The following is a 22,702-nucleotide window of genomic DNA, read 5'->3' as shown; positions in this document are numbered from 1 at the left end:
TCGATGAGGTTGTCGCCCGGGCAAGAACGTTTGTGGCTCGTACAGCAGCTCGACCAGACCAGTGCCGCGTACAACATTCCGATCGTACTGCGGTTTCGAGGTGGGATTGACTCGATAGCACTCGAAAGTGCACTCGCTCAACTGGTCAAACGGCATCCCGTGCTCAACTGGCTATATACAGCAAACGAGGTAGGAATACCCTGCGCCACGACCGTTCCGGGGTTTCGCATCCCAGTTGCACGACGGATTGCTGATCCCGGCGAGAACGGATGGCGGACTCACGCGGCTGATTTGGCCGCTGAACCGTTCGATCTTGCCGCGGCACCGCCTGTACGCGCCATGGTGATCGAATGCTCAGACGGATCAAGCGTATTTTGCCTGGTGAACCACCACATCATCACCGACGGTCGCTCGATCCAGATCGTAACCGAAGACCTCATCGCCTTCTACGGATCGAAAACTCCCCCTCGGCTCGACGTAACCTACGCAGACTTCGTCGCATGGCAACGTTCGGTGACCGACGACGACTCGGTGGCGCAGCACCTCAACTACTGGCGGAATGAACTCGACGGGTTCGAGCCACTACGACTACCGATCGACCAGCCTCGTTCAGCCACTCCCCAGTTCGCAAGCGATCACGTAGATTTCGAGCTACCAATCGAATTGACATCGAAACTCCGGGCGTTCGCCTTACGCCAACGAAGTCCTCTCTCGAGCACGATGGCCGCACTGTTTCAGGCCCTGCTATCCCTCCATTCTGGGCAAGAAGACATCACAATCGGAACGGTGCTGGCTGGACGCGACGACCGCCGGTTCGCTGACGTACTTGGCTTCTTCGTGAACACGGTCGTCCTGCGCACCCACGTAACCCAGTCCACAACATTCCGAGATCTACTGCAAGTGGCGCGGAACAAGATGGTCGAGGCATACGCCCATCAACAGGCACCGTTCGAGCAGGTAGTTGCACAAGTTCGACCTAATCGAGAAGCCGGTCGAAACGCGATCTTCGATGTCGTGGTCGTGCACAACGGGGAGATTGCTTCAGCCGACGATGGTGAAATCACGACTGTGCCGTGGGCAGGCGTCGCCACCCGATTCGACCTGGAGCTTGTGACCCACGTGCAGGACGGCCGACTTTGCGGATCCTTGGTATTCCGCTCCAGCCTTTTTCGTCGCTCAACCGCTACGCGTCTGGTCAGCAGGCTCGCCTGGCTTATCGAACGTGCACTCGACCATCCGGACGAACCGATCTTCGGATCCTTGTCCGAACAAATCGACTACTGGCGCTCAGAACTGGCCAATACACGACCTGCACTGGACATATCGTTCAATCATCTACGCCCAGAGGTGTTTCCGCGCGATAGCGCATCAGTGTCTTTCGATGTTGAACCCTTCGTTGCCGAGCGCCTACGTGGTCAGGAGTCTCGTCGCGGAATCGGCCTGTTCACAGCGTTGCTAGCTGGGTACGCCGTCGTTCTATCCCGCTACGCGCGTGTCAATAAAGTTGCGGTCGGTACATCTGTAACAGCGCGCCTTCTCCCTGAACCACTTGTCGGCCACGAGGTCAACACTCTGGTGATGGGTGTCGACCTGTCCGGCGACCCCACCTTTTCGGAACTGATGGATCGCGTGCAAACCACTGTCTCTGGCGCATATGCAAACCCAGACGTACCGTTCGAGCGCCTCGTGGCAGAGCTGGTACAAACACGCGAATTCAACCGCGGCGACCTCACCCAAGTCGGCCTTCAGGTCGTGAGCACTCCGTTCTCAGAGGAACTCCCTGACAGCTCGGGTGCTGGCCTGTACGACCTTCTGTGCCGCATGTCGGATGTAGACGGTCGTCTGGAAGGCCGACTTGACTACGCCCCCGAACTGTTCGATCGAGTCACGATCGAACGATTTGCCAACAACTTCCGGCGGCTGCTCTCGTCCGCTGCGGACAACCCGGACCGATCACTGTCTGCGTTGCCGATGTTGAGCGACGTCGAGGTCCGTCAGCTGACAATTGATTTGAACGACACCACGGTGCCGTTGCCCACGCCGGCTACCGTGCCGTCGGCTTTCGCCGATCAGGTCCGTCACCGACCTCACGCAACAGCCCTGGCTTGCGGCGACGCCTCGTTGACCTACGCTGAACTCGACATCCGATCGACCCAATTTGCTCACCGGTTGCAAACATTGGGTGCCGGGCCGGGCACTCTTGTCGGGGTCTGCATGCCACGGTCTATCGACCTGGTCATCGCGCTGCTCGCAGTTCTCAAAACCGGTGCCGCCTACGTACCGGTCGACCCAGAATTTCCTGACGAACGCCAAGAACTCATTCTCGGCGACAGCGGGGCCCTGTTTGCGATCACCGCCGACCTGATCAACGATCCCAGCGTCTACAGCGAACCCACGATCGCGCTCCAAGTTGCGGCAAAACCTGACGACTTGGCCTACGTCATCTACACATCTGGTTCAACAGGGATCCCCAAAGGGGTCGAGATAGAACATCGATCCATCATTCGACTGGTCACTGGACTACCAGATGGGGTCCTAGGTCCGAGCAAAGTAGTTCTTCACGCTTCCGCGATCTCGTTTGATGCTGCCGTTTTCGAAGTCTGGGGCGCGCTCTTGACCGGAGCCACCTGTGTCGTGTCGACCGACAGGGTCCTTACGGCCCTGCCACTGGCCGCAGCGATCGCTCGTCACCGGGTGAGCACCCTCTGGCTGACGTCATCGTTGTTCAACCACGTTGTCGACGAGGACACCACGGCTCTGACCGGACTACGGCATCTCCTTGTCGGCGGTGAGGCACTATCTGTCGCTCACATCCGGCGCGCCGCCACTGTCCTTGGCGATACACAACTTTTCAACGCTTATGGTCCCACCGAGTGCACAACGTTCGTCACGTGCTATCCCATCTCTGCTCCGCTACCGAATGGCATCAACAACATCCCAATCGGCCGACCAATCGGCAACACCCGCGTGTACATCCTCGACGACCACGACCAACTCGTCCCAATAGGAGTTCCGGGCCACCTCCACGTGGCCGGAATCGGAGTCGCACGAGGCTACCGCGGACAACCGGACTTGACCGCTCAGCACTTCGCCACCAAGAACCACGACGCGATCCGCGACCGGCTGTATGCAACTGGAGACTTGGTCCGCTACAACGAGAACGGCCAAATGGAATACCTCGGGAGGATCGACAGCCAGGTCAAGATTCGTGGCTATCGCATCGAGCCTCGCGAGATCGAGGCCGCGCTACATGACCATCCGGACATCGCGAACGCCGCGATCGTGACCCGCGAAAGCTCGTCCGGGGAGAAGGAGCTTGTTGCCTACCTGCAACCATCAGAGAAGGCCGTTCTGAACGAGAACACCGTACGCTCCCACTTACGTCACAAGCTGCCCGAGTATATGGTGCCCTCCTTGTACGTGAGCCTTCTTCAGCTGCCGCTGACAATAAACGGAAAACTGGACTACAAGGCCCTTCCGCCGGCAACCGGTGATATTCGATTGAACACAGCCCCGACGCTCGCTCCACCACGCAACCAGACCGAGGAAACGTTACTGCAGATTTGGACCACCGTTCTCAACACCGACACGATGGGAAGAGACGACAGCTTCTTCGACCTCGGCGGCCACTCGCTGAAAGCCGCTCAACTCGTCGTCCAGATCGAGAAGAGCTTCGGTGTGCTCCTACCGTTACGGACGCTTTTCGAACGGCCGACGATCGCAATGCAGGCCAGAGAAATCGAGGGCGGGCCGGAGAGGCAGACCGCCCCTTCCCGTACCTTCGACCCTCACAGAGCTCTACACGACGTAGTTCCGCATCACTTACCACCTCGCAAACGCCGTCAGATCTCGAACATCTTGCTTACAGGAGCTACCGGCTTCGTGGGTGCATTCCTGCTTCGGGAATTGCTGGCCCAAACCAACGCACGGATCTTTTGCCTCGTTCGCGCCGACGACGAACGATCGGGACTGGAACGTCTTTGCGCCAACCTCAAGCGGTACGAGCTGTGGCATGACGTCGACCAAGAACGAGTCACCGTTGTTCGGGGGGACCTGGCGCTGCCGGGTCTCGGTCTGTCAAACCCCGCCTTCGAGCAACTGGCGAGTGACATCGACTTGATTTGCCACAATGGTGCCCACGTCGACGCGTTGTCTAGCTATGAACAGCTCGAAGCAGCCAACGTAGGCGGTACCCGCGAACTCATCCGACTCGCCAGTACTACTAGCTCGAAGCACCTACAGTTTGTATCCACAATTTCAGCCGGCGACGTCACAGGTCCCCGGAGCGGATACGCAGAGACCAAATTGGATGCTGAGGAACTAGTCCACGCCGCGAACCGTCTGGGCGTGTCTGCCGCGATCTATCGGCTACCCCGGGTTGTCGGAGATACACACTCAGGTCAAGGGAATGCGCGCGACATCATGTTGCGGGTTCTGCGGATCATCCTCGAACTGGGGGCTGCACCCGATACGGCGCTCGAAGAACCGTGGATCGCGGTGAACGATGTAGCCAGCCGACTCGTCAAGCTCGCAACACGACAGGCAATTGAAGGAAGCCGATTCGTGCTGACCAGCGAGCCCCCGGTACGTTTGACCCACCTCGTGGACTTGCTTCGACATGCCGGCACATATGTCGCAACTCAGCCCCTCGTCGACTGGCTGACATCGCTTGAAGCGTATTCGCCAGAAGAACATGCCATTCTCAAGGTCCTTTTCGACGCCGCTCCGCGCGACTCCAACAATATACTTTCGCCGCAGACTAATGAGTTCACATCTGTTGTCGTTCGACGCCCAGATGACGTTGCGCTTCTGCGCTATATCGACAGAATGCTGGTTCGGTCTCCCCAACTCGCGACGTAGAGCGAGCATCAGGTCGAAATGTTTGTGCCGAGGAATTAGGAAAGGGTTGACGAACCATGACCGCAAATCAAGTGGCTTTGTATCGCTCGATGAAGCTGATTCGAGAGTTCGAAGAACAGTGTCTGGAGATGGCAATTTCAGGGGAGATAATCGGCGGGATTCATCCGTATATTGGTCAAGAAGCGGTGGCTGCTGGCGTGTGCGCCCACTTGACGACGCGTGACTACATCACCAGCACTCACCGGGGGCACGGGCACGTCCTCGCTAAAGGTGCGGAGCCGCGTCGCCTTCTGGCGGAGCTTCTTGGCACCGTCGAAGGTTTCAACAAGGGTCGCGGCGGATCTATGCATGCTGCTGACATCGAGCTGGGCATCCTCGGCGCGAACGGGATCGTCGGTGCTGGCGGTGCAATTGGCACCGGCGCTGCGTGGGTCGCAAAAACGAGCGGCAGCTCGGACATAGTTGTCAGCTTCTTCGGCGACGGAGCTATGAGCCAAGGGGTGCTGCTTGAAGCTTTCAATCTTGCCTCGCTATGGTCTCTTCCTGTGCTGTTCGTCTGTGAGAACAACAGATACGCCACCAGTCTCAAGCTCGAATCCGGCTTAGCCGGCAACGCAGCACGACGCGCCGAAGGTTTCGGGATGACTGCGCATACCGTGGACGGTATGGACGCAGAAGCCGTATCAAGTAAGGCCGAGGAACTCATAGAGCGGTGCAGACTTGGTGCCGGTCCGGCGTTCTTAGAGTGCTTGACCTACCGCTTTTTCGGGCACCATTCGATCCTTGAGAAGCTCGGAATCGAGTTCCGCGACATCGACGAGGTTGCCGAATGGCGTCAGCGCGACCCTATCCTTGCCCTTCGAAATAAACTGCGCACTGAAACCGTCACCGAGATCGACAGTGCCGTTAAAGAAGAAGTTGCGCGTGCTGTTGATTTTGCCAGAGGAGCCGAGACCCCAAACCCGAGAGATGCGCTTTTGTACCTCTACTCGGGCTTGGGCGCGGCCAAAACAGGAGTGACCCAATGACTGACGTGCAATCTCCCTCAATTCCCGGTTACCTTCAAGCACTGAACCGCGCACTACATGACGAAATGGCAGCAGATGATGCCGTACTCGTGATCGGCGAAGATGTCGGAGTCGGCGCGAGCGGGGTCACTGCGGGACTGCTGCCACAGTTCGGAACAGAACGCGTACTGGACATGCCCTTGTCCGAGCAGGCATTTACAAGTTTCGCAACCGGCGCTGCAATGCTCGGTAAACGACCCGTCATCGAGTACGCCATTTCATCCCTGATATATCTAGTATTCGAACAGATCGTCAACCAAGCCCACAAGTTTTCCTTGATGACTGGTGGCCAAGTCCAGGTACCTGTGACGTACATGGTCTCGGGATCCGGCTCGCGATACGGGTGGGCCGGGCAACACTCGGACAGCCCCTACAGCTTGCTCGCACACGCAGGTATCAAGACCGTCATTCCAAGCACACCCGCAGATGCGTATGGACTGCTGCGGTCTGCAATTCAGGACCCCGATCCCGTCGCCATCTTTGCCCCTTCATCGCTGTTGGAGACGTTCGGGGCCATGGACTCCGGGTCAGTTGAGCTGATCCCACTCGGGCAAGGCAACGTCCTGCGGGAGGGTCGGGATCTGACGGTAGTGGCTGTTGGGCAGCATGTGGACACAGCGCTACACGTGGCAGAGAGCATGAGTGGTCTGGTGGATCTAGAGGTAATCGATCCCCGGACGATCTACCCACTCGACTGGGATTGCCTTCTCAACTCAGTACAGAAGACTGGCAGACTGGTTGTGATCGACGACTCGAACCGAATGTGCGGTCTAGGGGCGGAGATTATTGCGACCGTGGCTGAGCACTGTGAGCTACTGGCACCCCCAAAACGGGTATGTCGGCCCAGCGGGACGGTAATTCCGTACTCTCTGGCACTCGATAAAGAGTTGATTCCTGGGCCTGAACAACTGACACAGGCAATAACTGAAGTGTTGGCTCGATAGATCGGAGAGTCAAGAGTCGAGATGCACAAGCCGCAGGGGCAGCAGACGGTCTCTGTAGAGGCTTTCCTACGATAACCCGGCAAGGACCAATGGAAACAACAAATATCGACATCTTGGATAACTATCGTCGGTCCCAGGACGCCTTCGACGCGGTGCTCAGCGTTGTTCCCACAGACTTATGGGGCAATGCGTCGGCGTGCAAACACTGGTCACTGCGCGACGTTGCAGGGCATGTCACCTGGAGCTTGGAAGTGCTACGCCACCACCTCGCGGGCCACGACTACATCACCGATGTAGGTCCACCTGGGTCTACTAATCCGGGCGCCCTGGCAGGTGACAACCCCCTGGCCACCTGGCGTGCCGCTCGGTCCACGACCGCCCACGCCATTGTCGAGGAGACCCTCCTTGAACCCGCGCCGGCGTGGTTTGTGGACCGCCGACCCCAATCGACCCTTGCAGACTTCGTCGAGTTGTCGACACTCGATACTCTCGTGCATGCCTGGGACATCGGGTCCGCAGTCGGCATAGACGTTCGCATGGAACCCGATCTTGCTGCGCGGTCGTTCTCCCTCGCGCGCTTGATCGTGATTCGTTCCCCGACCACCTTCGGCCCCAAACTGACACCGCCTCCAGGTGCGGACAAACAGGCTCGTCTGTTGTCGTTCCTTGGGCGAGCAATCTGACACCCAAGAAGCGAGACAAGGTCCTGACACGACAACCAACGGTTGCAGGGAGATTGTTCGCTGGGCAGGCTAAGGCGGTCACGCAGAACCAACTCGTCATTATCGCAGCAGCCCAATAGATTTCGCTCTGCGGGCGAACTGCAGAACGCCACCTAACGATATTCACGTCCGCGTGCCACCCCAAGGACAAAGGAGAACCCTCCTGGAGTCGTCCACCATCGAGGGAAACTCCGGCTGAAGAGCATCAGACTTGATATCTGACGAACCCTCGCGTACTGTCGGTCTCAATCCCAACGCACCGACCGTATCGTGTAGCGTTCAGGGTAACAAATCGTCCTTCACGACGTAACGCTGGCACAAGCTCGAATGTTCACCAGCAAAGATCAATGTCCGACATCGCGGATTGTCTCCGATTCTCTTCTCGCCAATATACGTCTAGATAATCAGGCGCAAAAACCGCGATCTCGCAAAGTTCACATCTTCCGAACTATCCTTATTCACTGGAACAAGACTGGAATCGAAAGGATTTTCTTATGACGAACACGGACATTATAATAATGTCGAGTTCCGACTCGGGTGCCGACTGGCCGCCCAAGGACTTGTCATCAATGAAGCTTCCAGAATTGAAGTCGGTTGCGTCAGATATGGGCGTTAAAGGCGTATCAGGCATGCGGAAACCTGAATTAGTACAATTGATTTCCGATCTGATGAATGCGAATACCTCTGAGTTTGTTGATAGAGCCGACGCGACGACAGCGCTAAAGGTCTCGCAATCAACAACTAAATCGACAGAAGAGATTGCAGAGCCAGACGGGAGTCAGCCACGGTCAAACAATCCTCAGCCCGAACCCGATGCGGATGACACACCAGACGACCGGACTACGGGACGGAACGGTGACGGAAAGAACAACCGACGAAATCGTAACGGCGCACGCAGTGATGGTCGCGGAAGAGGACGCAACCGACGACGACCACGCGAAATCGATCAACAACAGGACAGCGATCCACAGGACAATCGATACTCCAATGATGATGCTGTTTTGCAGCCCGTCGCGGGTATCCTCGATGTCCTTGACAACTACGCCTTTTTGCGCACGTCCAGTTATATGTCGGGCCCGGACGACGTCTACGTCGCTATGAACATGGTTCGCAAGAACGGTCTTCGCCGGGGTGATGCGATTACTGGGAAGGTTCGGATTGTTCATGAGACCGAACAACGAAACCAGCGGCAGAAGTTTAATTCGTTAGTTGAGCTGGACACCGTAAATGGAGGTGGCGTCGAAGCCGCCAAACGCCGTCCTGAATTCGGCCGACTAACGCCACTCTATCCGAATGAAAGACTGCGTCTCGAGACAACGTCCGATCGCTTGACCACGCGAGTAATCGATCTGATCATGCCGATCGGGAAAGGCCAACGTGCACTGATCCAGTCTCCTCCAAAAGCGGGTAAAACAACGGTTCTGCAGGACATAGCTAATGCAATCTCTACCAACAACCCCGAGTGCTATTTGATGGTTGTGCTGATCGACGAACGGCCTGAAGAAGTCACCGATATGCAGAGATCGGTGAAAGGAGAGATTATTTCGTCAACCTTCGACCGGCCGCCTTCCGACCATGTGTTGGTCGCTGAGCTCGCTATCGAACGCGCAAAACGGTTGGTCGAAGATGGTAAGGATGTCGTTGTGCTGCTAGATTCGATTACCCGACTGGGCCGTGCCTACAATAATGCGTCGTCAGGCTCGGGCCGAATCTTGTCCGGTGGAATCGACTCAGCAGCGCTATACCCACCGAAGCGATTCCTCGGTGCCGCCCGGAACATCGAGAATGGCGGGTCACTTACCATCGTTGCAACATGCCTGGTAGAGACTGGCTCGACCGGCGACACGGTGATATTCGAGGAATTCAAGGGCACCAGCAATGCAGAACTGAAACTGGACCGGAAAATCGCCGAACGCCGCGTTTTTCCTGCCGTCGACGTCTCCCCATCTAGTACCCGAAAAGATGAGCTGATCCTAGCCCCGGACGAAGCGCCAATAGTATACAAGTTGCGACACGTCCTTAGCGGGCTCGATTCCCAGCAAGCAATTGACCTGTTGATTGGACAGTTGAAGAAGACCCGTAACAACGCTGAATTTTTGATGCAAGTACTGAAACAATAGATTCTAGAACGGCCTAAATCCCAGATTGTCAGTCGTCCTGCACCTCGGATTCTAGGTGTCAGTTTCAGAATACGGCTGCACTGTTTCAGAAGTGGACTGCACTACTCACCTCTCGCGACAGCCAGAGCGTCTCGCTCGTCCCGCGCGAGGGTGAGGTTGTTGTAGAGGGCGGATCGTTTCAATCCGGTGTTCTTGCAGAGCGTTTCGATCTTGAACTGCCGTGTCTCATACACCTGAAGTAGGTATGCGCGCTCTTCTGGTGTGAGTGTGTGGGGCCGTCCTTTCATCTTGCCGGCCGCGGCGGCTGCGGCGATGGCGTCGCGGGTGCGGGCTCGGATGAGGTCGGATTCGAATTCGGCCATCAGACCGAGCATTCCGATGAACATCTTGCCCATGGGGTCCGACGGGTCGTAGACCTTCCCGTCGATCGACAATGCCACTCCCCTGGCGACCAGTCGGTTCACGGTTTCGTGGAGGTCGCCGGCCGATCGGGAGAGTCGGTCGAGTTTGCTGACGCAGAATTCGTCACCTTCGCGGCTGGCGTTGATGGCGTTTGTCAGTTTCAGAAGACGAGTGCACGAGTTCAGAAGTGCGCTGCACTTGACACCTCTCAAGTAATCTAGCGAAAACGCTAGATTGCTCCTTTGGTGCTTTGACTGCCCGATCGTCCGAACCTAGGCGCTCACTTATGACTACGTGTCTTTAACCATCGTTTTAGACACATCGAGCTATTGACACAGGGTCGACGAGCAATGTATGTGTCAAAACTCATGTCCAAAACCTGCCGAACGCAATGTGTCTATATGACGAGTTCTGACACACTTGATCGTTGTGGGTGAACTTTTGGGGTACGCGAGGGTGTCGACGACCGAGCAGAGCGCCGATGCGCAGAGGGACGCTCTCAGCGCTGCGGGGTGTTCGCGAGTGTGGGTGGAGACGGCGAGCGGCGCGACGACGTCACGGCCGGAGTTGTCGGACCTGTTCTCGCATCTGCGGTCCGGGGACACTCTGGTGGTGTGGCGGCTCGACCGTCTCGGGCGATCACTCCCCCACCTTCTACAGACGGTCGAAGATCTCGACTCCGATGGTGTGGGGTTTCGGTCGCTGACGGAGTCGATCGACACAACCACCTCGGGCGGCAAGTTGATCTACTCGATTTTCGGTGCCCTGGCGGAGTTCGAGCGCAACCTCATCCGCGAGCGCACGCAGCTCGGGCTGGCGGCCGCGCGGGCGCAGGGCCGAACGGGTGGCCGACCGCGATCGATGTCGGAGGCGAAGATCAAGCAGGCCCGGCGAATGCGTGCCGGCGGCATGTCACTGGCCGATATCCGAGACGTCGTGGGCGTATCCCGATCGACGCTATACCGGTACCTGAAATAGCGCGCGTAGCAACGGGAACCCCCAAACCGTGTCCCGAATTGCCAAGGTGACAGGGATGTCGGACTCAGTCACGTAGACCAACAAAGTAGTTGCTAGCCTCCCCTGGTTGCCAACGATCCGGGTCTCAGGGATAGGCCATTCCTTCTGCGGCGAACAGGGCCTCGATAAGGTTCTGGTTGGTCGCTGCGGCAATCCGCGCCTCAATTCCGGCTGCTGTGAGGTCCAACGCTCGTAGCGCCCCACTCACCTCGGCGACGGCGAGACAGCGGCGGACTCGATCTGGATGTTCATGGGCATAACGCGCGAGCGTCGACCACTTCGACGAAGTATCAGCGAGATCAAACCTGTGCGGATCGACGATGTCCATGACGTACTCTCCATCACCGTCGTCGTGCCAGAACAGGAAATCGGGGTGCATCAGTTGGTGCTTGTCCCCGAATTCATAAGGAACTGCGAGCGCGTGCCGACCTGACGAGGGGTTGCGATACCACCCGACGAGAGTCTCGACTGCTAGTTCGGCATCGAGCACCTCCGCTTCCCACGACGACCGGGACGTGTCGACAGGAAAGCGGCCGGCGTGGGGCTTGCCGTCTGGGATGACGAAAAGGTGCGCCGGGTATGTTTCGATGGACTCGACGGTGTTACCACGAATCTTCTCTGTAGCGGCCGGATAAGTATCGCGCGTCTCGACGGTGGTGGGGAGCATCGGTTCCGAGCCGAGGTGCCAGAGCGGTTCTGTCTGGTCGCGGATATGGCGGGGTTTGGCAGATACCTTCGCAGCGTGTTGATTTCGCCAGTCGGTGATCAGAAGCGTCGCCTGGTTCTCCACGACGGATGCGAATCCAAGATCGGCCATCGCAACCAGACGCGCGGATGCATCGATTTCGTCCTCGCCGCGGTCGCAGAGCTCGTTGAAATACCAGTTGGCGGATCCGTCCGGGAGCAAACGCTTGGCTCGCTGGAAGTAACCTTCAAGGTCGCGTTCATTAGTTGGGGTGTCGGTTTTACCGACACTCTGCATGATTGATTCTCCGTAGGAGACCATCGTCGTACTGATGGACAGCGACATGATGTCGTCGACCTTGGCGTCGATCTCGCTGCTTCGCTGACTGTCGGCCGCGTGCATCTGATCGACGATCCATCGCTTGGCCTTGGCCGAGCCTTGATCGATCAGACCATGCTCCGTGAGCGTTGCGGCCAGTCGCATCAACTGCCCGGTGCGGGAACCGAACGATGTCCTCTGTCTGGTGTACGAGGGAAGCGTGTCCAGCAGGTCGAACAACGCCGGGGGAACAGCTGTCGATCTCCCGCATAGGACGGGGGCGATGACGATGTCGATCTCGACAGTCTCGTCTTCGGTCAGCGCGTTCACTACTCGCGCCACGTGCTCGGTTCGGAACCCTGGCAGGTAGGCCGCCACCTCCCCCAGTCGCTCGTCGCCCCCCTCGATGCGCTTGGCCAGCGGTGTTCGGACCAGTCGGCCGATGAGCTGGGCGATCTCGGTGTAGCTGTCCTTGTTCTGGAACGAAATCATCACTTCTGCTCGCGGGCAGTCCCAGCCGGTGGTCAACGCCGATTTGAACAGCACCACGCGTGCCTGGTCGTCGCCGGAGATCGCCTCGGGAGGAAGGTAACGAATCGTCTTGTCACCAACCTTGTACTGGGCGTGATCGCCGAAGGCGTGAGCAATCGCGTAGTCGGAGAGCTTCGGCCATGTCGATTCCATTACTGCGAGGATTTCGGCGAGCCTTGCTTCTTCCTTCGCCGGCGAAAGCCCTTGTTCGACTTGAACGACCAGAAGCGGCTCGACGAGCCGGTCGCCGGTGGCTTCGTGGTGGCTTCGCCAGGATGCATCGGAAGACCTCAGATCCTCCACGGCGAGGGCGAGCATCGTGTTGTCAGCCGACTGCGACTCCCCCAGGCTTCGCAGCAGGATGCGGTCTTTGAGAAGACCAGACTCACGGACGTCGCCGGCTTTGACTTCGACCAAGCGCGGTGTCCGATTTGCGGCGTTCATAGCGGCGAGGAAGCGATCGGGGGTGGCTGAGATGCCCAGTACGACTGGAGCGGGCGGTTGGTTGGTGCCGATGTTCGTGGTGCCACCGTCGACAATGGTTCCGGCGATCGACTTGCGGTCGGTGTTCTTGGTGCCGGAGCCGCGGTGCGCTTCGTCCCAGATGACAAGGAAGTCCTCGCCACGTTCGCGGACGGTGTTGGCGATCATGTCCCATGCGCCGTGGGTTCGTTTGTCGTTAGGAGTGCCGTCGGCGCGCACAGCGTGCAACGTCGAGTTCTTCTGCATTGCCTGGATGTGGACAAAGTAGATATGACCTTGTTGCAGGGTGCGGTGGTCGTCCTCAGCGATGAAGCGGATGCGGTTGATGTCGATCGCGCCTCCCGATGCCTGGGTGATTTTTGCGATGGTCTGGGCGTTGAGTGCTCGGTCGTCAGTGATCCACAAGACCGTCATGTTGGGGTTGGCAGCCCTGATCGACGTGCCTTTGTAGATCCCCTCAAGCACCGCCGTGGCGATGACGGTCTTACCGGCACCGGTGGGAGCGGTCAGGCCCACCGCAGTGCGTTCACCATCGTCGAGGTATCCGGCACGGGCTTTGGCGAGGTTGGCGAGCACGGATTCGACCGCCGAGCTCTGGTAGGGCTCCAGAGTAAATTTCACCGCGCGCCACCAGCGATGTTGATGGTGTAGTTCGACAGGTAATCCTCATAGAGTTGCACGGTGTTGACGCCAACCGGGAGGCGCTCGACGGCTCGCTGGTACTCGGCTTCGGAGTCTGTAATGACAAACACAACCGTAGGCGAAGCCCCAGTCACAGACTCGCTGGCGATTGCCCGAGCGAACTCCACCAGCACGTCGACGTCGAACAACACGCCGTAGCTGCCAGTCAGCGCCCAACCCTTGTCGGGGATTCGATCAATCCGGGGGCCGCGTGCGCCGGCTTCGAGCCACATCAGAGGAGCGACGGCCTCAAACTCACGGCCCCTGCGAACCATGCCTGGATCGAGGTAGGTCAGGTCGAACATCTCCACGTTCGCAGGCAGTCCCTGCGAATAAATGGTGCCATCTGGGCGGTGACCGGAAACAACGGTCGAGATACGAGGCCTGCAAACGTGCTCGAAGACGCCTTTCGACTCCCACTCATCATCGCCTGGATGAAGACCAGCCTTGCGTAGTTTCTTCGCTTCGGTGGCCCCGATCTCGTTGTTGGTCACCAAGATCGCCTGTCGGGTTCCGTTGTCCTGCCTATTCAATTCCATGACAGCATCACAGGTTGTTCCCGAGCCGCCGAAGAAATCCAGCACAATAGCATCAGCGGGTGCAACGAGACCGATCCATCGCATGAGGACATCGCGATCCTTCGGGTTCGGAAATCGCAGGTCTCCAATAATGTTCCGAAACTGGGTATTCGACGCCTTGCGGTCCTGCGTAAACACAGACAAGGCAACCTGCTCATCCATTTCGTCCAAAAACGTTATCTTGCGGGGAATTGTCGACTCGTCGTCTCCGAACCAGACGCGCCCTTCAGCAATTTCTCTCTCCATGCGCGCTGGGTCCTTGTACAGCCAGCCTCTGGAGGGAGACTTCACCGGCTTACCGGTCACAGGATGTTTGACCTGGTAGGTTCCACCGCCACCGCCAGGCCATGTGATGTCCTGGTAAGTGTTGATGGGGCGTCCTGTTGCCGGGTCGAGTAGGTCGTAACGCGCTACCGAATCGGTGATTTCCCCGCCTGTTTTCTTGGCACGAAGCCAACGCTTCCATTCGGTGTTGGCGTTGTCGATGTCGGCACTGCTGGCCTCCCAGATGCTTTGAGCCTTCTGCAGGGCAGCGTGAACGCCTACCTTCTCCTCGCGCCACCGCGTCCCAGCAGCGCTCAACGCTTCCAAGTCGCGGGCGTAGAAGAACATGTAGTCGGCCCCGTTGGAGATATATCGGGAATCGTTCTTACGACCGCCCTGCCATACGACGTTCGAAATGAAATTTGCACTTCCGAATACTTGGTCGAGCAGCATGCGTAGTCGGTGGTGCTCCTCGTCACCTATTGCCACGATGATGACCCCGGTCGACTTGAGGAGGTCTCGGGCGATCAGCAGACGCCGTTCCATGAACGACAACCATTTCGAGGATTTGGCCCGATCATTCTGGTCGACGTAACGGTCGTTGTAGATCCAGCCATCATTCCCCGTGTTGTAGGGAGGGTCGATGTAGATCAGGTCGACTTTGTTGCGGTGAGTCGACCGCAAGGCCTGGAGGGCGTGGAAATTTTCGCCGTTGATGACGATGTGCCACGGCGCGTCTGATGGCCCGTTTTCGATCCGTTCGACAGTACGGAGTCCTGGATAGATTGGCTCGTCGAATTCTCGGACAACGACAAGGTCGGCAACGTGGCGCGTACCTCCGTCTCCACTGAGGACTGCTCTCTCACGGGTTCGGTCGGTGAAGTGGTCGACGAGCCAGGTTTCGGGGGACGTTTCGTCGCGTAGTGCGACACGGATCCCTTTTCGGACGGGGTGGTCGGGAAGGCGAACGGACTCGGGCAGATGGCGGTCGAAAACAAGGCCGAAGCGGCGGGACCCGCGGAGAAGTTCGACCTCGGAGGAAAGCCGGGTTCGAAGGGTGTCGTCATCAATGCGGGCGATGAGCTGGTCGAGGACGTTGGATTCGTCAGACATGGCACTTCTTGGCGGCGCCGCCTGCGGGGGTCTGGTCCATTGCCGGAGCTTATCGCCGGGTCTCCTGTTAATCGTCCACCAGGTCAACTCTGTGCGAACCTATCGTGTTCACCGTGAGGTGGCGACGAACGCTGACCGCCGTCGGGGTGCGCCATCGTCGCTCGAAGTGTCGAATATGACCGAGGACTTCGGCCTACCGACCGAACAAGCCTGAGCGAAGCCTTAGGGGACGTGCGCGGTCCCTACTGGGCGCGCCGGTGAAGGTGTGGGATGTCAGCTCGATAGGTCGGCGTCGCGACGGATCCGGTGCACGCTGTCAACCACCCGGCGCGGTGGGGGTGTCCCAAATGGCCGCGTATATCTCGGCTACCAATGGCCACACCTGGCGAAGACCGTCCTCGACGGAGCCGACGACCTGGGCGAGGTCGCCGAAGATCACGAACTCGTGGGGAATCACACGGCCAGCCGAGTCTCGGCGCCCGAGAGGATCCTCGATGCGAAGCGCAACACGCCCATCTCGGCGGTGCCACGCAGTCAGCGCGTCTCCAGCGTCGTCGAACGCGCGTTCGTAGTCCGGGAGTGGGTCGCTGAGTCCGGCGTCGAGAAGAAACCGAAAACCCCAATTACGGCCCCGAGTGGACCAGATGATGTCCGAGGGTCCGGAACTGGTGCTCACTTCGGGTTCCTGATCACCTTGTCGTCGACGCCCTGCTCGAGGTCCAGCTTGAACTGCGTCAGTGTCGCTCGCAGGTAATCGTGCTGAGCGCGGGCCTGCGAATTCATCTCTCTGAGTTTCGGTCCCACCAACCGCGCCGCGTCCGCCAGGATGGGCAGCGCGACGGCGGCGATCTTTTTCGCCTTTCCGCCCTTACCTGGGTTGACCAGTGCCAGAAGCTTTTCGATCGACGCGAATTTCTGACCTGTCAGACCTGCTGCCAGCAACTCTGCGCCGTCGGCGAGCGAGTCGAGCACTTTGCCGGGAATGTCGTGCTTCTCCTGCCATTGCACACGGCGCTGAAGCGGCAGAATCGACGCCACCGGGAGTACGAGATCGAGACCGATGCGCCGGGTCATGTCGATATTAAGCGTCTGTGAACCAGTGGACTCGCGCTCGAACTTGGCGGAGGACAGCAGCAGGAAGTCTTCCCCGATGGACAGGGCGGCGGGGGTGTCGATGAGTTCGGCGATAGTCGATCGGAGCTGTTCGATGTCTGCTGCTGCATTGAGAATGATCAGATCGCGGAAAGTGTCGACGTCCCAGTCCGGGAACAGATCCGCTTTCGAGAGCGCCAGGATCCACACCCGAGGGAACTCGACGATGGGCCCGTCCTCGAGCAAGTCGCCCTTGATTCGTAAGAGCCCCTGACGAAAGCTGAACATCAACGACTTCAGGTACAGCTCTTCGTCGCGTCGGTGGTCGAGTAATTTTTGTCCGTCGACCAGCAGGAAGGCGACGTCGGACCGAAGTAGAGAACGGAAGGTGTCGGTGCGGCGCTCGCTCTCCATCGCGCTGCTGGGCTCGGTCTCGAACCATTCGCCTGGATAGTCGTGCCATGCGAGTCGGAGGACGTCGAAGGGCCGCTTCTTGGCGGCGTCGGTGTCTGCGCCTTTGAGTTTGACCGAGAAGTAATGAGTCGTCGCCTTGTACTGGGTTTGTCTCGGTGCCGTCGCGAGATCCCGCATGCGGAGGTAGTTCCTGTAGAGCCGATTCCCTTGGCCGATGTCATCGGCAACGAGGTCCCAGAGATCGTTCGCGTAGCCCCCATCCTGGGTCGGCCCGAAAAACGACGACAGCAAAACAGTCTTGCCCGAACCGCTCTCGCCGAAAACAGCGATGTGTTGCTCTCGAACCCTGGGAAATTTGGCCATGGCAGGGAAGGTACAACACACGGCGTGAGCGCCTCTGCTGCGACAAGAGACCGCAGGTGAAACGTGCACGCAGTGCCGCCACCTTCGGTACCCAGAGCTGCACCTCTCGGCCGTAACCTACCGGTCTCGGGTACATCTACGACTTCGAGAATCGATAGACGCATAATTAGCCACGAAAATTCGTCTGCTTCAATTCCATCATGACCGAACCGGTAGAGATCACAACGACACCACCCACCATTGGTGACACACTCCAAGTGCGACGCCTAGAGGGCGGCACCGCTACCGGGACCGTAGTCGAGGACTTCGCCGACTACTTGCTGACCGTCCCTGCCGCCGGCCGAGACCGGGCCATGCCCCATCGATGGGCCATCGCGTCGGAGGACGGAACGCTGATCTTCGCCGACGACGCCGACATCATCGAGCACCACAAATCCGAACCATCGACGACAGCACCGACAGACGTCAGCGACAAGACCTGACCGGTGGACATCTACTCAATTCTGGTCGCCTCGGCTATCGGGTCCGCGGCCGTACTAAGCATTGCCATACCAGCCCTGTTGGCCATGACGATCATCGACATCACGCGAGCGCTGCGAAACCGCACCAAGGGTTCCCCAGGCCAACACCCGGTGTCAGCACGAAGTGCAGCCAACTTCTGACACTGACAAACGTCATCGACACTACTGATCCTCGCGTTGATCGCCCTCGCTGATGGAAGTCGATTCACGTCGCGATCACCCCATTTCCACACGCCACTGAGTGCATCGCGAACTTCGCTACCGGCCCGACGATGGCGTAGGCGTGTGGTACGCATGGGAGTACTCACGGAGTCGATCACGGACATCGTCGTCCAGGTCTGGGCCACTGGGCAGATTCAAGGCCCACCACAACCGGCGCCGATACTCCGCACCCGAAATCCCGAACGCCACGAAGATGTCTTCGTCATCGGCACCTCCATAGGGTTCCCAGCGCACCGCGAACCCCACAAAAGTCTCTGCCGACCGCTCTTCCGTCATACCGATGATTCTGGTCGACGTATCGACCGTCCGCACATCGGCCGCCCACCCCCACCACAGCCTTGAACACCCCGACCTGTGGTGCCGATTGTGCAGTTCACTTCTGCACTCAGAATGTCAGAAGACAACTGCAATCACGGGTAAAACCCCAGCAAATCGTGCAGCCTACTTCTGAAACTGACAGACTCGGCCCTGGAAGGCCGTTCTCGATCGTCCGTTATGACGATGGTCAAAACGCACACCCAAACCCGCAGGAAGCTGCTGCGCCGCGGGTTTCGGTCACAGCGGGCCCGACGCCTCTTCAGATCGGTCGCTCGGGGGTGATTGGTGAGCGCAACCGAAACTCGCCTCTACGAGGCGAGTCCTGCGAAAGTGGTTTTGCTCGCTCGATGAATGAGTTGGCGATGATGTTTTTGATCGATGCGCCGGCGTAACCGCGGTCGGTAAACTCATCGGCGTCCGCGCGGTGATCACAGCGCCGCGGGGTCTTAATGGGCTCGTTGCTGTGTCACCGTGTCGCCTCCGCATACTCGGGAGCCGCAGTGTCGGAACTTGGGCTGGAAACTAAAGGATCATCCGCCGCGTCGCGTTTGAGGCGATCCTGGTTGCGGTCCGCCGAGTTTCGAGCTTCGGCTTCCGCTGCTTTCGCTGCGGTCACCGCATTCATCAGCGTCGCCCACTTGTCGTAGCGCTTTGACACGGCCGTAGCCGTTACGCCTAAGTGCCTGCTGACGGCGGCGAAGTTGCCTTGAGTGTCTGGATGGTTCTGATACATGTGGGCGGTTAGCCAGACAGCGTCATCAAGGCCACCACGCTCGTCGAAGAGAGTGATGAGCTGGGCTGTCGCTTCGTTGGTCTGCGCGCTCTCGGCCTTAGGCGGCACCTCGACATCGGGGGCGGTGGTGTTGGGTGGGCCCGAGGCGCGGAGCCGAGGCGCGCTGATGACGATGGAGATCATCTCGCTCATCGTCATCACCATGAGGGGGGCAAGCGCTCCGATCGCCCCTGCAACCGAGGCATCGAGATCTGTCACCGTTAACACTGCGTGGTACGCGTTTCCCGCCATGCTGGCCAGGCCGGTAAGGGCAAAGACCGCGATAATGAATCTTCGACCAACGATGGTTCGCCGGTCGGAGTGCTGAGACAGCGCGATTCGGAAGATGCCGGCCGCGAGGATCGGGCCGTCCAGCACTACGGGGATTACCCACGCCAAGTCGCGCGCGCCTGCCATAGCTGCCAGGTCATAAAGCGTCACGAAGCTGAGAGCGAAGCTTGATGCTGTGACCGCGAAAGCGACTATAAGCCCGATTACGAGCGCCCACACGATGACAGCAGGGTGTATTTCGACCGAAGGTGCCTCAGAGGGGCTCCCAGGGTCTTCGATGGCGGCTTGCGAGTTACGGTGGTTCATAGGTCACAGCTCCTTGGTTGTCTGTGGCCGATGGCCCCGGTGGTGTGTCAGCACTGCCGGGGCCCTGCAGGTGGTAGTCAGGCCTGGGCGTTTCAGCTCGCCGTCTTACCGCTGCTTCGACGACTTTTGCTTGAAGTGGCCTGGGTAGGTCTCTAGGAGAGCGTGCTCGATGATTTCGCGGATGGTGTCGCCGGTTTCATCCATGACCGAGTCGATGGCTTCTCGGTAGCTCATACCCAAACGCGTCGAGAATTGAATGACTGGTTCGGCCCTCTGACGGCGGGGTCGCCCCACCGGTCGGGGCGGGATCTTCGTTGCCCGTGCGACCTCAGCGGAGTCAACGGCTTCATCGGCGGCGGGACGGGGCCCTCTGCGTGGGATGCTCAGGTCGGGTTCGCTACTCACTGTCGCTACCTTTCACGAATGCGTGAACGCATGCATTAATTAATGATTTTTGAAAATACCTGCTGGTAAGCGGCAAGCACAGGGGAACCCTTGTCGAACTTGCCGTACCACTCCCCTGTCATTCGCGACTGGTCAACGATCGTCCGGTTCGGGATGATGGGGCTGAGCTGAAGTCCTGTTTCATGTAGAAGCTCAAGCGCCTTGGTGGACACCTTCGTCATCACCGTGTCCTTCACAGCTCCGACGACAATCCCTGCTTCGTGGAGGTTGACCGTCGCCCCGATCTTCTCGCGGCTTGCTCGGAACTTTTGGACACTCTCTCGCGCCCCCTCGACCCCGTCGAGTCCGTCTTGATTGGCCGTGGCCGCATAGACAACAAGCGTGGAAGCAGCCAGCGCGTTCTGGGTCAGAAGACCACCCTGCCGGTTTGGGCAGTCGATGACTACGACATTCGAGGAGTGTCCCTCTAATGCCACGGCGAGGCGTAGCTCTGCATGGTCTTCGTAGTCCTTTTCGCGATTCGAGAGGGACCGCGCTGAAGGAAGAATTCGCAGACGTTCGGACCACTCGGTGGGAATTGCCAGGTCATCAGCCCACCCCTCCGGATTCGAGTCCGCAAGGATCGCTCCCACATGCTTCCAGGATTCGTCTGGATAACTGCCGACCCACTTGGTGGCAGCACCTCTAGGGTCCAGATCTATCAAGGTGGTGGAATTTCCAGCCGCCGCCGAAACCATCGCCAGCGATACAGCTGTGGTGGTTTTCGTGACGCCCCCGGCCTCGCTATACACCATGATTACCTTCATGAACTCATGCTAGCACTAACTCACTCACTCACGCGTTCGTTCACTCACTAGTTATCTAACTCACGCGTTCGTTCACTCACTAGTTATCTAACTCACGCGTTCAGTCACTCACTAGATAACTAACTACTTAACGCATGCGTGCATGAGTGCGTGATTGCGTGCGTGCGTGATTGCGTGCGTGAGTGCAAGACCTAAAGACAGAACGCACTAGTTCATGCAAGCATTAATTAATTAATGCTTGCATGAACTAGTGCGTTCTGTCTTTAGGTCTTGCACTCACGCACGCAATCACGCACGCACGCAATCACGCACTCATGCACGCATGCGTTAAGTAGTTAGTTATCTAGTGAGTGACTGAACGCGTGAGTTAGATAACTAGTGAGTGAACGAACGCGTGAGTTAGATAACTAGTGAGTGAACGAACGCGTGAGTGAGTGAGTTAGTGCTAGCATGAGTTCATGAAGGTAATCATGGTGTATAGCGAGGCCGGGGGCGTCACGAAAACCACCACAGCTGTATCGCTGGCGATGGTTTCGGCGGCGGCTGGAAATTCCACCACCTTGATAGATCTGGACCCTAGAGGTGCTGCCACCAAGTGGGTCGGCAGTTATCCAGACGAATCCTGGAAGCATGTGGGAGCGATCCTTGCGGACTCGAATCCGGAGGGGTGGGCTGATGACCTGGCAATTCCCACCGAGTGGTCCGAACGTCTGCGAATTCTTCCTTCAGCGCGGTCCCTCTCGAATCGCGAAAAGGACTACGAAGACCATGCAGAGCTACGCCTCGCCGTGGCATTAGAGGGACACTCCTCGAATGTCGTAGTCATCGACTGCCCAAACCGGCAGGGTGGTCTTCTGACCCAGAACGCGCTGGCTGCTTCCACGCTTGTTGTCTATGCGGCCACGGCCAATCAAGACGGACTCGACGGGGTCGAGGGGGCGCGAGAGAGTGTCCAAAAGTTCCGAGCAAGCCGCGAGAAGATCGGGGCGACGGTCAACCTCCACGAAGCAGGGATTGTCGTCGGAGCTGTGAAGGACACGGTGATGACGAAGGTGTCCACCAAGGCGCTTGAGCTTCTACATGAAACAGGACTTCAGCTCAGCCCCATCATCCCGAACCGGACGATCGTTGACCAGTCGCGAATGACAGGGGAGTGGTACGGCAAGTTCGACAAGGGTTCCCCTGTGCTTGCCGCTTACCAGCAGGTATTTTCAAAAATCATTAATTAATGCATGCGTTCACGCATTCGTGAAAGGTAGCGACAGTGAGTAGCGAACCCGACCTGAGCATCCCACGCAGAGGGCCCCGTCCCGCCGCCGATGAAGCCGTTGACTCCGCTGAGGTCGCACGGGCAACGAAGATCCCGCCCCGACCGGTGGGGCGACCCCGCCGTCAGAGGGCCGAACC

General features: G+C 58.5%; 15 protein-coding genes. 8 read left to right on the top strand and 7 right to left on the bottom strand.

Annotated features, from left to right (window positions below):
• Positions 1–3 precede the first annotated feature (3 nt).
• From CH292_RS28095 to rho, 5 genes are all read left to right on the top strand, one after another.
• Entirely contained in the window at positions 4–4,860 is a 4,857-nt protein-coding gene (locus tag CH292_RS28095) for a non-ribosomal peptide synthetase (RefSeq protein ID WP_094656336.1), read from the top strand.
• Positions 4,861–4,916: 56 nt separating this feature from the next.
• Positions 4,917–5,888: a thiamine pyrophosphate-dependent dehydrogenase E1 component subunit alpha gene (locus CH292_RS28090; protein WP_094656337.1), complete on the top strand. Its 972-nt coding sequence runs from the start codon at positions 4,917–4,919 to the stop codon at positions 5,886–5,888.
• Entirely contained in the window at positions 5,885–6,871 is a 987-nt protein-coding gene (locus tag CH292_RS28085; RefSeq protein WP_094656338.1) for an alpha-ketoacid dehydrogenase subunit beta, read from the top strand. The genes CH292_RS28090 and CH292_RS28085 overlap by 4 nt, the downstream gene beginning before the upstream one ends.
• Positions 6,872–6,960: 89 nt before the next feature.
• On the top strand, positions 6,961–7,554 hold the full coding sequence (locus tag CH292_RS28080) for a maleylpyruvate isomerase family mycothiol-dependent enzyme (protein ID WP_218830212.1): 594 nt from the start codon (positions 6,961–6,963) through the stop codon (positions 7,552–7,554).
• 533 nt (positions 7,555–8,087) lie between these two features.
• The gene (gene rho, locus CH292_RS28075; RefSeq protein WP_094656339.1) at positions 8,088–9,713 is read left to right on the top strand and encodes a transcription termination factor Rho; all 1,626 of its coding nucleotides are present in this window, start codon (positions 8,088–8,090) and stop codon (positions 9,711–9,713) included.
• 101 nt (positions 9,714–9,814) lie between these two features.
• On the opposite strand, the gene CH292_RS28070 is transcribed toward rho, so the two are convergent.
• Entirely contained in the window at positions 9,815–10,327 is a 513-nt protein-coding gene (locus tag CH292_RS28070) for a recombinase family protein (protein WP_256978610.1), read from the bottom strand.
• A 217-nt stretch (positions 10,328–10,544) separates the two neighbouring features.
• Between CH292_RS28070 and CH292_RS28065 the strand changes: the two genes are divergently transcribed.
• Positions 10,545–11,093 (top strand): recombinase family protein, encoded by a 549-nt coding sequence (locus CH292_RS28065; protein WP_032406393.1) that lies wholly within the window; start codon positions 10,545–10,547, stop codon positions 11,091–11,093.
• A gap of 124 nt (positions 11,094–11,217) precedes the next feature.
• On the opposite strand, the gene CH292_RS28060 is transcribed toward CH292_RS28065, so the two are convergent.
• From CH292_RS28060 to CH292_RS28045, 4 genes are all read right to left on the bottom strand, one after another.
• Positions 11,218–13,770 (bottom strand): DEAD/DEAH box helicase, encoded by a 2,553-nt coding sequence (locus tag CH292_RS28060; RefSeq protein ID WP_032406392.1) that lies wholly within the window; start codon positions 13,768–13,770, stop codon positions 11,218–11,220.
• Positions 13,767–15,785, bottom strand: a complete 2,019-nt coding sequence (locus CH292_RS28055; protein WP_032406391.1) for a site-specific DNA-methyltransferase — start codon at positions 15,783–15,785, stop codon at positions 13,767–13,769. Before CH292_RS28055 ends, CH292_RS28060 begins: the two co-directional genes overlap by 4 nt.
• 316 nt (positions 15,786–16,101) lie before the next feature.
• Positions 16,102–16,461, bottom strand: a complete 360-nt coding sequence (locus CH292_RS28050) for a hypothetical protein (protein WP_052060480.1) — start codon at positions 16,459–16,461, stop codon at positions 16,102–16,104.
• Entirely contained in the window at positions 16,458–17,654 is a 1,197-nt protein-coding gene (locus CH292_RS28045) for an ATP/GTP-binding protein (protein ID WP_094656341.1), read from the bottom strand. Before CH292_RS28045 ends, CH292_RS28050 begins: the two co-directional genes overlap by 4 nt.
• A gap of 200 nt (positions 17,655–17,854) precedes the next feature.
• Between CH292_RS28045 and CH292_RS28040 the strand changes: the two genes are divergently transcribed.
• Positions 17,855–18,136: a hypothetical protein gene (locus CH292_RS28040; RefSeq protein WP_052060479.1), complete on the top strand. Its 282-nt coding sequence runs from the start codon at positions 17,855–17,857 to the stop codon at positions 18,134–18,136.
• Between the two features lie 1,045 nt (positions 18,137–19,181).
• Here the strand turns inward: CH292_RS28040 and CH292_RS28030 are convergent.
• Together CH292_RS28030 and CH292_RS28025 are read right to left on the bottom strand one after the other, a co-directional pair.
• A complete protein-coding gene (locus tag CH292_RS28030) occupies positions 19,182–20,084 on the bottom strand; it encodes a DUF2637 domain-containing protein (RefSeq protein WP_052060478.1) in 903 nt (300 codons plus the stop codon).
• Positions 20,085–20,524: 440 nt separating this feature from the next.
• Positions 20,525–21,295: a ParA family protein gene (locus CH292_RS28025; RefSeq protein WP_032406388.1), complete on the bottom strand. Its 771-nt coding sequence runs from the start codon at positions 21,293–21,295 to the stop codon at positions 20,525–20,527.
• Positions 21,296–21,753: 458 nt separating this feature from the next.
• Here CH292_RS28025 and CH292_RS28020 point away from each other — a divergent pair, with 458 nt between their 5' ends.
• Positions 21,754–22,524 (top strand): ParA family protein, encoded by a 771-nt coding sequence (locus CH292_RS28020; RefSeq protein ID WP_032406388.1) that lies wholly within the window; start codon positions 21,754–21,756, stop codon positions 22,522–22,524.
• Positions 22,525–22,702 lie beyond the last annotated feature (178 nt).

It is taken from the genome of Rhodococcus sp. 14-2470-1a, assembly GCF_002259425.1.
Taxonomy (GTDB): Bacteria; Actinomycetota; Actinomycetes; order Mycobacteriales; family Mycobacteriaceae; genus Rhodococcoides; species Rhodococcoides fascians_E.
Note: the sequence above shows the minus strand (reverse complement) of the source record. Positions and strands in the feature narration are given on the sequence as shown.